Below are 15,408 nucleotides of genomic sequence, written 5' to 3' on the forward strand. Positions count from 1 at the left end.
AAAGGCCCAGCCCCATACCCGAACGCTGCGCACCCTGACCCGTGAACAGCAGGCCGAGCCGACCCCCTGTCACCGCGTCGATGACCAGGCCGGGGGCGTCGCTGCCGGAGGCGAGGGCGGACAGGCCCGCAGTCAGCTCGGCGAGGTCATCACCGAGCACGACAGCGCGTTGATCGAAAGCGGAGCGACGGGCCAGCACCGCTGCGATCGCGAAGGCGTCGGCAGGAAGCACGGCGGGGTTCGTTTCGCGGTCGCTGGGATCGACGGCAGCGAGCAGCGCCCGTGCCTGGTCGCGCAGAGCGGTGTCGGCCTTCGCGGACAACGCCCACGCCACGGTGCCGGTGCCGCCTGTCGGCGGCGTCACCGGGTCGGGTTCGGGGGCCTGCTCGATGATCACGTGGGTGTTCGTGCCGCTGGCGCCGAAGGACGACACCGCCGCCCGGCGGGGCCGGTCCAGGTCAGGCCACTGCTTCGCCTCGGTCAGCAGCTCGACCGCGCCCGCCGACCAGTCCACGAACGGCGACCGGTTCTCCGCGTGCAGCGTCCGCGGCATGACCCCGTGCCGCAGCGCCTGCACCACCTTGATCACGCCGCCGACACCGGCGGCCGCCTGCGCGTGCCCGATGTTCGACTTCAACGACCCCAGCCACAGCGGCCGGTCCGCCGAACGGCCCTGCCCATACGTCGCCAGCAGCGCCTCGGCCTCGATCGGGTCCCCGAGCCGCGTCCCGGTGCCATGCGCCTCGACCAGGTCCACATCTGAGGTGGACAGTCCCGCCGAGGACAGCGCCTGCCGGATCACCCGCTGCTGCGAAGGACCGTTCGGCGCGGTCAACCCGTTCGACGCCCCGTCCTGGTTCACCGCCGAACCCCGTACCACCGCGAGCACCCGGTGTCCCAGCCGCCGGGCGTCCGACAGCCGCTCCACCAGCAGCATCCCCACACCCTCAGCCCAACCGGTCCCGTCGGCCTCCGCCGAGAACGCCTTGCACCGCCCGTCCGGCGACAACCCGCGCTGGCGGCTGAACTCGATGAACGTGCCCGGGGTCGACATCACGGTCACGCCGCCGGCCAGCGCCATGTGGCACTCGCCGTTGCGCAGCGCCTGCGCGGCCAGGTGCAGTGCCACCAGCGACGACGAGCAGGCAGTGTCGATGGTCATGGCGGGCCCGGTGAACCCGAACGTGTACGAGATGCGCCCCGCGACGACGCTGGACGCCGTGCCGGTCATCAGGTAGCCGTCGACGCCCTCCGGCGCCCGGGTCATCATCGAGGCGTAGTCGGTGCCGTTGCCGCCCGCGAACACGCCGATCTCGGTGCCGCGTACCGTCTCCGGGTCGATCCCGGCCCGCTCGAACGCCTCCCACGCCGTCTCCAGCAGCAGCCGCTGCTGCGGATCCATGGCCAGCGCCTCGCGCGGCGAGATGCCGAAGAAGGCCGCGTCGAACTCGGCCGCGCCGTAGAGGAAGCCGCCGTCGCGCGCATACGTCCGCCCGGCCGCGTCCGGATCGGGATCGTAGAGCCCCTCGACGTCCCAGCCACGGTCGACCGGGAAGCCGCCGATCGCGTCGCGGCCGGTGACGACCAGGTCCCACAGGTCCTCAGGCGAGGCGACGTCGCCGGGGAAGCGGCACGCCATGCCCACGATCGCGATCGGCTCGTCCGCGTCGGCGGCCTGCCGGGCGGTCACCGTCGTGGCGGGCGCGGCGCTGAACAGCTCGGCGCCCAAGTAGTGCGCGACCGCCTGGGGGTTCGGGTGGTCGAAGACCAGGGTCGCGGGCAGGGTCAGCCCGGTCGCCGCGGCGAGCCGGTTGCGCAGCTCGACCGCGGTGAGCGAGTTCAGGCCCAGCTCCGTGAACGCCTGGCGGCCGCCGAGCCGGTCGGTGCCCGGGTAGCCGAGCACCAGCGCGACCTGGTCGAGGACGAGGCCGAGCAGTGCCCGGTCGCGGTCCTGCGGGCCGAGTCCGGCCAGCCGCCGGCGCAATTCGCCGCCCGCCATGACACCGTCCTCGGGCTCCAGTTCGCGGACCTGTGGCAGGTCGGCGACGAGCGACCGGACGGAGACGGGCACCGCCCCGGCGACGCGTGGCCAGTCGATGTCGGCGATCACCGCGCAGGCGGGCGCCTGCGTCGCGGCGTCGGCCAGGGCGAGCAGGGCCGGTTCGGCGGCCATGGGCCGGAACCCCGCCGCGGGCTCCAGCTCGGCCCCGTCCCACAGTCCCCACGCGACGGAGACGGCGGGCAGGCCGTCGGCGCGGCGGCGCTGGGCGAGGGCGTCGGCGTGCAGCCGCAGCCCGGCGTGCGCGGCCTGGCCCGGGCCGCCGAACAGTGTCGTCGCCGAGGAGAGCAGCACGTACGCGTCGAGGTCGCGGCCCCGGGTCAGTTCGTCGAGCAGCCACATCATGGCGGGGCCGGTGGCCGGGTCGTGGTTGACGTGCACGACGGCGGTCACCCGGCGGGTGGCGAGCACGGTCGCGGCGGCGTCGAGGTCCCCGGCGGCGACCGCCGCGACCTCGGCTCCGGCCGCGGCGAGCCAGCCGGTCAGCAGCGCGGCGGCGGGGGTCTCGGCCCCGGACAGCAGCACGGTGCCCCGCGGTGTCCACGCGGGCCGGCTCCCGGCGGATGCGGTGTGCAGGCGAGGTGCGTACACCCCGTCGGCGCGTTGCGCGTACTGCGACTCGGTGGCGGCGGCGAGCAGGTCGACGAGCCGGAGCCAGCCGGGCTCGTCGAGGTCCGGGGCCAGGTCGACGATGCCCCGCCAGTGCGGCAGGTCCTGCCAGGCGAGTTCCTGCGCCTGCGCCCACAACTGGAGCCCGGCGGGTTCGGGCCGCTCGGCGCCGGTGACCGCGACCGCGCCCCGGCTCAGCGTCCAGGTCGAGGCCTGGGTCTCGGCGAGCGACGGCAGCGGTGACCGGCCGAGCAGGAGCACCCCGGCGGCCGTCGCGGTGACCGCGTCGGCGATCCTGGCGTCCGCGCCCCGGGCCGACAGCGCGCGGACGGCCTGCTGTGCCTCGGCGGCGAAGTCGTCGTCCGCGACGACGAGCCATTCTCCGGTGATCGTGGCCGGTGCCGGGGCGGGCTGCGGCTGCCACACGGTCTGGTAGCGCCACTGCGCCGCGACGGCCTGGCCGAGGCGGCGGCGACGCCAGCCCGCGAGCGCGGGCAGGGCCGCGCCCAGCTCGGTCCCGTCGAGGCCGACCAGGTCGGCGAGGGCGGACAGGTCTTCGCGCTCCACGATCTGCCAGAACTCGCGGTCGGCCGGATCGGCGGCGACGTGCGCGGCGGACTGCCCCGCCCAGAACCGCCGCCGCTGGAACGCATACGTGGGCAGGTCGATCCGCTGCGCCGCGGTCCCGGCGAAGTACGCCGACCAGTCGACGCCCGCGCCCCGGGTGTGGATCGCGGCCAGTGCGGTGAGGACCGCCTGCGGCTCCGGGCGGTCGGCGCGCAGCAGCGGCACGGCGACCGCGTCGGGTGCGAGGTCGGGCACCAGTCCGGACAGGATGCCGTCGGGTCCGATCTCCAGCAGCGTGGTCACGCCCTCACGGGCCAGCGCGCCGACCGCGTCGGCGAACAGGACTGGGCGTCGCACGTGCTCCACCCAGTACTCGGCGCGGCACAGCTGCTCGGCGTCGACCAAGGCACCGGTCACCGTCGACACGAACGGCAGCGTCGGCACGCTGAACCGCAGCCCCGACACGACCTGCTCGAACTCTTCGAGCATCGGCTCCATCAGTGGCGAGTGGAACGCGTGGCTGACCGCCAGCCTGCGCCCGCTCACACCCAGCGCGGCGACCACGGCGTCCACGGCCTGCTCGTCGCCGGAGATGACCACGGATGCCGGGCCGTTCACCGCCGCGATGCCGACCACCGACGCCGGATCGTCGCCGGCGGCACCGCCCACCCGACCCGTATGCTGCTCGGCCAGCTCGGCCAGAGCCGCGGTGACCTGCTCGCGCGCGGCCCGCACGGCCACCATCGAGCCGCCCGACGGCAGCGCCTGCATCAACCGGCCCCGCGCCGCGACCAACGTCGCCGCATCCGCCAGCGACAACACCCCGGCCACATGCGCGGCGGCGATCTCACCGATCGAATGCCCCGCCACAAAGCCCGGCGTCACACCCAGCGACTCGACCAGCCGGAACAGCGCCACCTCCACCGCGAACAACGCAGGCTGCGTCAACCCGGTCTGCTCCAGCCCGTCCCCAGACGCGATCGCATCCCGCAACGAACGGCCCAGCAGCGGATCCAGGACCGCGCACACCTCGTCGAACGCCGCCGCATATACCGGGAACGCCTCGTGGAGGCCGAGTCCCATGCCTGCCCGCTGCGCGCCCTGACCCGTGAACAGCAGACCCAACCGGCCCGGCACGGCCTCGCCGGTGACGGCGGCGGTGCTGGACCGGCCGTCGGCGAGGGCGGCCAGCCCGGCCAGCGCCTCATCGTGGTCGGCGGACAGGATGACTGCCCGGTGTTCGAAGGCCGAGCGGGTCGCGGCCAGCGAGAGGCCCGCATCCAGCCGGTCCACGGGGGCGAGCGCGGTGGCGAGGCGCGCGGCCTGCGCACGCAGCGCACCGGGCGACCGTCCGGACAGGACCCACGGCACCAGCGCGCAGTCCACCGGTGGCGGCGATGCGGCCGATGCGGGCGCGGGACCAGCTGCGGGTTCGTCGGTGGATGCGTCGTCCGAGTCGACGTCGGCGGGGGCCTCCTCCAGGATCAGGTGCGCATTGGTGCCGCTGACCCCGAACGACGACACGCCCGCCCGGCGCGGCACAGCGCCGGCCGGCCACGGACGGGACTCGGTGAGCAGCCGCACCCCGCCCGCGGACCAGTCCACGTACGGGCTCGGCTCGTCGACGTGCAGCGTCTGCGGGAGCACCTCGGCGCGCAGGGCCTGGACCATCTTGATGACCCCGGCGATCCCGGCGGCGTGCTGGGTGTGGCCCAGGTTCGACTTCACCGAGCCGAGCCACAGCGGCCGCTCCTCGGCCCGGCCCTGCCCGTACGTGGCCAGCAACGCCTCCGCCTCGATCGGGTCGCCCAGCTTCGTGCCGGTGCCGTGCGCCTCCACGGCGTCGACGTCGGCCGTGGTCAGTTCGGCGTCGGCGAGCGCCTGGCGGATCACCCGCTGCTGCGAGCGCCCGTTGGGGGCGGTGAGGCCGTTGGAGGCCCCGTCCTGGTTGACCGCGCTGCCCCGGATCACGGCCAGCACCCGGTGGCCGAGCCGCCGGGCGTCGGACAGCCGCTCCACGAGCAGCAGTCCCGCGCCCTCCGACCAGCCGGTGCCGTCGGCGGCGGCGGCGAAGGAGCGGCAGCGGCCGCTGGGCGACAGGCCGCGCTGGCGGCTGAACTCGACGAAGGTGCCCGGGGTCGACATCACCATGACCCCGCCGGCCAGGGCCATGGTGCACTCGTCGTTGCGCAGGGCCTGCGCGGCCAGGTGCAGCGCGACCAGCGACGACGAGCAGGCGGTGTCCAGGGTGACGGCCGGGCCGGTGAGCCCGAGCTGGTACGCGATGCGCCCGGACGCGACGCTGGAGGTGTTGCCGGTGAGCAGGTGACCCGCGACGGCTTCGCCCGCTTCGTGCATGCGCGGCCCGTACGCCTGGTCGGTCGCGCCGACGAACACGCCGACCCGCTCGCCGCGTACCCGGTCGGGGTCGATTCCGGCGCGCTCGAACGCCTCCCACGCGGTCTCCAGCAGCAGCCGCTGCTGCGGATCCATGCCCAGCGCCTCGCGCGGCGAGATGCCGAAGAAGGTCGCGTCGAACTCGGCGGCGTCGTGCAGGAAGCCGCCTTCGCGGGCGTACGTCTTGCCGATCGCGTCGGGGTCGGCGTCGAACAGCCCGGCGAGGTCCCAGTCGCGGTCGGCCGGGAACGGCCCGATCGCGTCGCCGCCGGCCGCGACGAGGTCCCACAGCTGCTCCGGCGAGTCGACCTCGCCGGGGAAGCGGCAGGCCATGCCGACGATCGCGATCGGCTCGCGGCGTCGCTGCTCGATCTCGCGCAGCCGTCGCCGCGCGTCGCGGGCGTCGGCGACCGCGCGCTTGAGGTATTCGCGAAGCTTGTCCTCGTCTGCCATCTCTCAGCTCCGATGTGCTCAGCTCAGCTGGTCGACGAGCGCGAACAGCTCGTCGTCGGTCGCGGCGTCCAGGTCGTCGTCGGTCTGCGGGGCGTCGGCGGTGGCGCAGAGCGCGAGCAGTTCCTGCAGGCGTCCGGCGATCCGGTCCGGGGCGGCGCCCTCGCCGAGCGAGGACCGCAGCAGCGCGCCGATGCGGTCCAGGTCGGCGAGCACGGCCGCGTCGGCGGCGACCTCGCCGAGGGTGAACTGCTCGCGCAGGAAGACCGCGATCTCCCCGGCGGTCGGGTGGTCGAAGACCAGGGTGGTGGGCAGCCGCAGGCCGGTCGCGGCGTTGAGCCGGTTGCGCAGCTCGACGGCGGTCAGCGAGTCGAACCCGAGTTCCTTGAGCGCCCGGTCGGCGGCGACGGTGTCGCGTCCGGCGTGGCCGAGCACCGTGGCGACCTGCGTGCGTACGAGGTCGACGAGGGTGCGTCGGCGGTCGGGTTCGGTGAGGGCGGCCAGCCGGTCGGCCAGCGATCCGCCCGGCGCGGCGGCCTGGCCCGCGGCCGCGCGCCGGGTGGCGACGGCGACGAGCCCGCGCAGCAGCGCCGGGAGGTTCTCGCCCTGGGTGCGCAGGGCAGCCGGGTCGAGGCGGGTCGGCACGGCGGCGGGCCGGCCGAGGGCGAGCGCGGCGTCGAACGCGGCCATGCCCTCGGTGCTCGACAGCGGCAGCAGGCCGCTGCGGGCCATCCGGCGCAGGTCGACCTCGTCGAGGTGCCCGGTCATGCCGCTGGCCTGCGCCCACAGGCCCCAGGCCAGGGACACCGCGGGCAGCCCGAGGTCGCGGCGGTGCGCGGCGAGCGCGTCCAGGAACGCGTTCGCGGCGGCGTAGTCGGCCTGCCCGGCCTGGCCGAGCAGCCCGGCGAAGGAGGAGTACAGCACGAACAGGGACAGGTCGGCGTCGCGGGTGAGGTCGTGCAGGTGCCAGGCGGCGTCGGCCTTGGGGCGCAGCACGTTCTCGAACTGCTCCCGGGTCATCGTCGCCACGACACCGTCGTCGAGCACGCCGGCCGTGTGCACGACCCCGGTCAGCGGATGCGCCTCGGGGATCGCGGCCAGCAGCTCGGCCAGGGCCGTGCGGTCGGCGACGTCGCAGGCGGCGACGGTGACGTGCGCACCGAGGCCGGTCAGCTCGTCACGCAGCTCGGCCGCACCCGGGGCGTCGATGCCGCGCCTGCTGGCCAGCAGCAGCCGGCGGGCGCCGTACTCGGTGACGAGGTGGCGGGCGGCCAGCGCGCCCAGCGCGCCGGTCGCGCCGGTGATCAGGACGGTGCCGGCGGGGTCGAGCGGCCGGGGCACGGTCAGCACGACCTTGCCGGTGCCGCGCGCCTGGGACAGGAAGCGGAACGCCTCGACGGCGTGCCGGACGTCCCAGGTGGTCACCGGCAGCGGCTGGAGCACCCCCTGCTCGAACAGGGCCAGCACCTCGACGAGGATCTCCTGCATCCGTTCGGGCATCGCCCCGGGGGTGCCGGGCTCGGTGCTGGCCAGCGCGGTGAGGTCGTACACCCGGTAGGTCACGCCGGGGTGCGCGGCCTCGACCTGCGCGGTGTCGCGGATGTCGGTCTTGCCCATCTCCAGGAAGCGGCCGCCGTCGCCGAGCAGCCGCAGCGACGTGTCGATGAACTCGTCGGCCAGCGAGTTGAGCACGACGTCGACGCCCCGGCCGCCGGTGACGGCGCGGATCCGGTCGCCGAAGTCGAGGGTGCGCGAGTGGGCGATGTGGTCGTCGTCGAGGCCGAGGGCGCGCAGCGTGTTCCACTTGCCGGGGCTGGCGGTGCCGAACACCTCCGCGCCCAGGTGCCGGGCGAGCTGCACGGCGGCGATGCCGACGCCACCGGCCGCGGCGTGGATCAGCACCTTCTCCCCCGGCCGCACCCGGCCCAGGTCGACCAGGCCGTAGTAGGCGGTGAGGAACACCACCGGCACCGACGCGGCCTGCGCGAAACCCCAGCCGTCGGGCAGCCGGGCCAGCAGCCGCCGGTCGGCGACCGCGAGCGGCGCGAACGCGCCCGGGAAGTAGCCGGTCACCCGGTCGCCGACGGCCAGGTCGGTGACGCCGGGACCGACCTCGACGACCACGCCCGCGCCCTCCGCGCCCATGACCGCGTGGCGCTGGTCGACCATGCCCAGTCCGATGAGCACGTCGCGGAAGTTGAGGCCACCGGCCCGCACGGAGACCCGCACCGTGCCTTCGGCCAGCGGTTCCAGCACCTCCGGCGCGGGCACGAAGCGCAGGTTCTCCAGGGTGCCGCCGTCGACGATCAGCTTGTAGGCGGCGCTGTCCTCGGGCACCGGCAGCACGTCGCCGGGGTTCGGCCGGGTGAGCCGGGGCGCGAAGGCCGCACCGTCGCGCAGCAGCAGCTGCGGCTCGCCCGTGGCGAGCGCCCCGGCGAGCAGCCGCGGCGTCGCGGGCAGGTCGTCGAGGTCGACGAGTACGAACCGGTCCGGGTTCTCGGTCTGCGCGGTGCGGACCAGCCCCCACACGGCCGCGTGCGGCAGGCCGCCGACGCGCTCGCCCGCCCGCGCCATGGCGCGCCGGGTGACCACGACCAGCCTTGACCGGGCGAACCGCTCATCGGCCAGCCAGGCCTGGACCAGGTCGAGCACGCCGTAGGCGGCGTCGCGCACCGCCGTAGGCATGTCGCCCGAGTCTGATGCGGCGGCGCAGCACAGGACCACGTCCGGCGCGGACTCTCCCGCGTCCAGGGCCGCGCCGAGGGCGGCGAGGTCCGCGTGCACGGCTGCGGGCCGCAGACCGAGAAGATCAGGACCGATCATCGGGTACGCCCCGGCGGCGTGCTCGTCCACCGGAACCGTGATCCAGTCGAGTTCGTACAGTGCTCCGCCGGTCGCGGCGCCGGCCAGCACCTGGCGGGTCAGCGGGCGCAGGGTCAGCTCGTCGACGGTGGCGACGACCGCGCCGGTGGTGTCGGCGAGCAGCAGCCGCGCGGTCGCGCCCTGCTCGTCCTCGCTGATGCTCAGGCGCACCCGCAGCTCGGTCGCCCCGGCCGCGTACACGGTCAGCCTGGTCCAGGCGAACGGCAGCAGCGGCCGCCCGCCGCCCACCACGCCCGGCAGCAGCGGGTGCAGTGCGGCGTCGAGCAGGGCCGGGTGCAGCGTGAACCGGTCCGCGTCGGCGCGGTGGCCCTCGGCCAGTGCGACCTCGGCGAGCACGTCGTCGCCGTCGGTCCACACCCGGCGCAGGCCGGTGAACGCGCCCTGGTACTGGTATCCGTGCTCGGTGAGCCGCTCGTACACACCGTCCAGGTCGACCTCGACGGCGCCCGGCGGCGGCCACGCGCCCGGCCCGACCGGAGCCGCCGGAGCCGCCTGGGTGAGCACCCCGCTCGCGTGGCGGGTCCACTCCTGCTCGCCGTCGCGGCGCGCGTGCACGGCCAGCTCCCGGCGCTCGCCCGAGCCGGTGACCGTGACCTGCAGCTGCACGCCGCCGGACGCGGGCAGCAGCAGCGGCGACCAGAGCGTCAGATCTTCGACGTGCGGGCAACCCACCTGGTCGCCGGCCCGCACGGCGAGTTCGGCGAACGCGGCCCCGGGCAGCAGCGCGGTGTCGTACACGGCGTGCCCGGCCAGCCACGGCTGCGCCCGCAGTCCGATCCGGCCGGTCAGCACGGCGTCGCCGCCGGCCAGCTCGACGGCCGCGCCGAGCAGCGGGTGCGCGGCGTCGGCCAGCCCGACCGAGGCCATGTCACCCGTGCCGGTGGCCGCGCGCAGCCAGAAGCGCTGCCGCTGGAACGCGTACACGGGCAGGTCCACGCGCCGCGCGCCGGTCCCGAACGCGGGTGTCCAGTCGACCGGCACGCCGGCCGTGTGCAGCCGCGCCGCGCTGGTCAGGAACTGGTCCAGGCCGCCCTGCCGGCGGCGCAGCGAACCGACGGCGACGATGCGCTCCCCGGCCGCCTCGGCGGTCTCCTCGATGCCCACGATGAGCACCGGGTGCGGGCTCATCTCGGCGAAGACCCGGTGCCGGGTGGCGAGCAGCCCGCGGACGGACTCCTCCAGCCGCACCGTCCGGCGCAGGTTGCGGTACCAGTAGCCCGCGTCCAGCTCGGTGGTGTCCAGCAGGCTCGCGGTGACCGTCGAGAAGAACGGCACCTGCGCGGTGCGCGGGCGCACCGGGGCCAGTAGCTCCAGCAGCTGCTGCTCGATGCGCTCGACGTGCGCGGAGTGCGAGGCGTAGTCGACCGGGACCAGCCGGGCGCGTACGCCGTCGGCGACGAGCTGGGCGTGCAGCTCATGCAGCGGGCCGGCCTCGCCGGAGACCACCGTCGAGGCGGGGCCGTTGACGGCCGCCACGGAGATCGACTGCTGCCACGGCGCGAGCAGGTCCTGCACGGCGGCCAGGCTCAGCGGCACCGACATCATGCCGCCCTGCCCGGCGATCGCGCCGATGGCCTGGCTGCGCAGCGCGACGACCCGGGCCGCGTCGTCGAGGGTGAGCGCCCCGGCGACGTGCGCCGCGGCGATCTCGCCCTGCGAGTGCCCGACGACGGCGGCGGGCTGGACACCGTACGAGCGCCACAGCGCGGCCAGCGACACCATCATCGCGAACAGCACCGGCTGCACCACGTCGACGCGTTCCAGCGACGGCGCGCCCTCGACCCCGCGCAGCACGTCGAGCAGCGACCAGTCGACGTACGCGGACAGGGCCCGGTCGCAGTCGGCGATGCTGCCGGCGAAGACCGGGGACTCGTCGAGCAGCCGTTGCGCCATCTCGTCCCACTGCGCGCCCTGGCCCGGGAACACGAACACGACCTGGTCCGTGCCCGGCAGCACGCCGCCGGTGACGACGCGCGGATCGTCCTGCTCCTCGGCGAGCGCGGTGAGCCCGGCGACAAGCTGCTCGGCGTCGGCGGCGAGCACGACGGCCCGCTGATCGAACCGGGCCCGGCTGTGGAGCGCGGACCAGCCAAGGTCCGGCAGCGCCACCGGCTCGGCGAGCACCGCGTCGCGCAGCCGCGCCGCCTGCGCCCGCAGCGCGGGCTCGGTCCGTCCGGACAGGACGACCGGCACCGGCAGTGGCACGGCTCCGGCCGTCGGCTCGGCACCTGGCCGCTCGGCACGCGGCCGCTCGGATTCCTGCTGCCCGGCACCCGATGGCCCGGGAATCTGCTGCGCAGACGTCTGCTTCTGTGCCGGCACCTGCCCGGTCGTGGGCCGCTCGGCGGGCAGGTCCGCGCCGGGGACCTGCTCGATGATGACGTGGGCGTTGGTGCCGCTGATGCCGAACGACGACACGGCAGCCCGTCGCGGCCGGTCGAGGTCGGGCCAGGTCTGTGCCTCGGTGAGCAGTTCGACCGCGCCCGCCGACCAGTCCACGAACGGCGACGGCTCGGCGGCGTGCAGCGTGGCGGGCATGACGCCGTGCCGCAGCGCCTGCACCACCTTGATCACACCGCCCACCCCGGCGGCGGCCTGAGCGTGGCCGATGTTCGACTTGAGCGACCCCAGCCGCAGCGGCCGGTCACCGGGCCGGTCCTGCCCGTACGTGGCCAGCAGCGCCTCGGCCTCGATCGGGTCGCCCAGCTTCGTGCCGGTGCCGTGCGCCTCGACCAGGTCGACGTCCGAGGTGGACAGTCCCGCCGTGGCGAGCGCCTGGCGGATGACTCGCTGCTGCGAGGGGCCGTTGGGTGCGGTGAGCCCGTTGGACGCCCCGTCCTGGTTGACCGCCGAGCCGCGTACCACCGCGAGGACCTGGTGCCCCAGCCGCTGCGCGTCCGACAGCCGCTCGACCAGCAGCATGCCGACGCCCTCGGCCCAGCCGGTGCCGTCCGCCTGCGCCGAGAACGCCTTGCAGCGCCCGTCCGGTGACAGGCCGCGCTGGCGGCTGAACTCGACGAACGTGCCCGGCGACGACATGACCGTCACACCGCCGGCCAGCGCCAGGTCACACTCGCCGCTGCGCAGCGCCTGGACCGCCAGGTGCAGCGCCACCAGCGACGACGAGCAGGCCGTGTCCACGGTGACGGCGGGACCGACCAGGCCGAACTGGTACGCCAGCCGGCCCGACAGCACGCTGCCGGTGTTGCCGGTGAGCAGGATGCCCTCCAGCTCCTCGGGCATCTGGTGCACCGGCGGGGCGTAGTCGTGGTACATCAGCCCGGCGAAGACGCCGGTCTGGCTGCCGCGCACCGTCGCCGGGTCGATGCCCGCGCTCTCGAAGGTCTCCCACACGGTCTCCAGCAGCAGCCGCTGCTGCGGGTCCATGGCGAGGGCCTCGCGCGGCGAGATGCCGAAGAACTCGGCGTCGAACTCGTCGGCCTCGTGCAGGAAGCCGCCCTCGCGCACGTAGGTGCGGCCGGGGCGCTCCGGGTCGGGGTCGAAGATGTCGTCCGGCCAGCCCCGGTTCACCGGGAAGCCGGAGATCGCGTCGCGGCCGTCGGCGACCAGCCGCCACAGGTCGGCGGGCGAGGCCACCCCGCCCGGGTACCGGCAGGCCATGCCGACGATCACGATCGGGTCGCCGGAGACGGCGGCGGCCGGTGCGGCCTGTCGCGCGGCGGTGCCGCCGGACAGCTCGCCGGACACGTAGCCGATCAGCTCGTGTGCGGACGGGTAGTCGAAGACCAGGGTCGTCGGCAGGTGCAGCCCGGACGCGGCGGCGAGCCGGTTGCGCAGCTCGATCGAGGTCAGCGAGTCGAAGCCCAGCTCGCGGAACGCCCGCGCCGGGTCAATCGAGCCGGGGTCGGTGCGGCCGAGCACCGCGGCGACCTCGGCGACCCCCGGGTCGGCGAGCGCGCGGGCGCGTTCGGGCTCGGGCAGCGCGGCCAGCCGCCGGGCCACGGCCTGACCGTCGCCGTCGCGGCCCCGGCGCGCCCGCACCGGCACCAGGGCGCGCAGCAGTCCGGGCACGCTCGCGCCCGGACGGCGCAGCGCGGCGGCGTCGAACCGCAGCGGTGCCAGGTGCGGCCGGTCGTCCTGCCAGGCCTGGTCGAACAGCGCCAGGCCCGGCGCGTGGGCCAGCGGCAGCACGCCGTTCGCGGCCATCCGGGCCAGGTCGGCTGCGCCGAGCGCGTCGGCCATGCCACCGGACTGCTCCCACAGACCCCAGCTCAGCGAGGTCGCGGGCAGCCCCGCCGCATGCCGCTGGGCGGCCAGTTCATCGAGGAACGTGTTCGCGGCGGCGTAGGAGGCCTGACCGGCCGCGCCGATAATCCCGGAGATCGAGGAGTACAGCACGAACCGGGCGAGACCCAGGTCGCGGGTGAGTTCGTGCAGGTGCCAGGCGGCGTCCACCTTGGCCCTCAGTACCGGGTCGAGGCGCTGCGGGGTGAGTGCGCCGAGCACGCCGTCGTCGAGCACCCCGGCCGCGTGGATCACCGCGGTCAGCGGGGCGTCGGCGGAGATCCCGGCCAGCACCCGCGCGAGCGCGTCCCGGTCGGCGGTGTCGCAGGCGACGATGCTCGGGTTCGCGCCGAGCGCGGCCAGGTCGTCGGCCAGCTCGGCCGCGCCGGGGGCGTCGGGGCCGCGGCGGCTGAGCAGCAGCAGGTGGCGTACGCCGTGCTCGCGGGCCAGGTGGCGGGCCAGCAGGCCGCCGAGCGCGCCGCTCGCGCCGGTGATCAGAACGGTGCCGGCCGGGTCGGGGGTGGCTGTCGGGGCGGTGCCCGGCGCGGCCCGCACCAGGCGCGGCGCGCTCACCCCGTCCCGGGTCAGCAGCAGCTCGGTCTCCCCCGTGGCCAGCGCCTCGGGCAGCCGTGCCGGGTCGCCGCCGTCGGTGACGACCAGCGTGAACCGGCCCGGGTGCTCGGTGGCGGCGGTGCGGATCAGGCCGCGTACGCCGGACAGCCGCAGCGCGTCGGCGGCGTCGAGCAGCACCGCCAGCCGCGAGCCGCGGGGATCGGCCGTCCACTGCTGCACGACGGCGAGCGTGTCCGCGACGGCGGCCTTCGCCGCGCTCGCGGGATCGGCCTCCTGATCGGCGGTGACCCGGTAGAGCACCGTGTCGGCGGCACCGACCGGATCGGCCAGGTACTCGTCCCAGCTGGTGATCGCCGCTGCGGCCGCCGAATCGGTGGTGACCGGGACCGGCGCGATCGTGTACATCGCACCCAGCGACGGGTCTGGCGCGTCGCCGGTGACCGGACGCCAGCGCAGCTCGTCGACGGTGGCGACCGGCAGGCCGTGGGCGTCGGCGGCGTGCAGGCGCACCGTCTCGGGGCCGGTCCAGGTATACGCGACCCGCAGCGCGCCCGCCCCTGGGGCGTGCACGCGGACCCCGGAGAACGTGAACGGCAGCGCGGCCGGGCGGTCGTCGCCGGTCACCCCGGGCAGCAGCGGGTGCAGGGCGGCGTCGAGCAGGGCGGGGTGCAGCAGGTAGGAGGCCGCGTTCGGCTGCTGCGACGCGGGCAGGGCCACCTCGGCGAAGACGTCGCCGTCGCGTCGCCACACCCGGCGCAGGCCCTGGAAGGCGTCGCCGTAGCCGTAGCCGTGCTCGGTCAGGCGGTCGTACACGTCGTCGAGGTCGATTTCCTGCGCCCCGCCGGGTGGCCAGGCGTCTCCGGTCACCGCGAGCGCGTCGTCTGCGGAGGCGGCCAGCACGCCTTCGGCGTGGCGGACCCAGGGCAGGTCCGGCCCGTCCGGTCGGGAGTAGACGGCGAACTCGCGCCGCTCGTCCTCCGGCCGCCCCGCGACGGCGAGCTGCAGCACCACCGCGCCCTGTGCGGGCAGGACCAGCGGCGCGACGATGGTCAGCTCCTGCACGACGGGGCAGCCGGCCTGCTCCCCCGCCCACAGCGCCAGCTCCGCGTACGCCGTGCCCGGCAGCAGCGCGGCACCCTGGATCTCGTGGTCGGCCAGCCAGCCGTGGCTCTGCCGGGACAGCCGCCCCGTGACGACGAGCCCGTCGCCGGCGGCCAGCTCGACACTCGCGCCGAGCAGCGGGTGCCGCACGACCCCGAGCCCCGCCGAGGTGAGCCCCGACCCTGCCCGGCTGTCGGTGTACCAGAACCCCTGCCGCTGGAAGGCGTACGTCGGCAGATCCACGCGGACACCGCCGGTCGTGGCCAGCAGCGTCCGCCAGTCCACCTCGACGCCCCGGGTGAAGATCGTGCCCAGTGCGGTGAGCAGCTCGCGTGCCTCGTCGCGGTCGCGCCGCTGCAGGCCGACCGCCGCGACGCCGTCCGGCAGGAACGCGGACGCCATCGCGGTGAGCACGGCGTCCGGCCCGATCTCCAGCAGCGTGGCCGCACCCTCCTGGACCAGTGTGCCGACCGCGTCGGCGAACAGCACCGGACGCCGTACGTGCTCCACCCAGTAACCCGGCC

Annotated in this window: 2 protein-coding genes; both read right to left on the minus strand. The window is 75.4% G+C overall.

Translation table 11 applies throughout. The annotated features are described in order from the left end of the window. The coding region (locus ACFQO7_RS36855) for a type I polyketide synthase (RefSeq protein WP_376810745.1) at positions 1–6,085 on the minus strand (6,085 nt) is incomplete at its 3' end. An 18-nt stretch (positions 6,086–6,103) separates the two neighbouring features. Continuing rightward, on the minus strand, positions 6,104–15,394 hold the full coding sequence (locus ACFQO7_RS36860; RefSeq protein WP_376810746.1) for an SDR family NAD(P)-dependent oxidoreductase: 9,291 nt from the start codon (positions 15,392–15,394) through the stop codon (positions 6,104–6,106). Positions 15,395–15,408: the final 14 nt, after the last annotated feature.

Origin of the sequence: Catellatospora aurea, from assembly GCF_042663325.1 — a bacterium.
Taxonomy (GTDB): Bacteria; Actinomycetota; Actinomycetes; order Mycobacteriales; family Micromonosporaceae; genus Catellatospora; species Catellatospora aurea.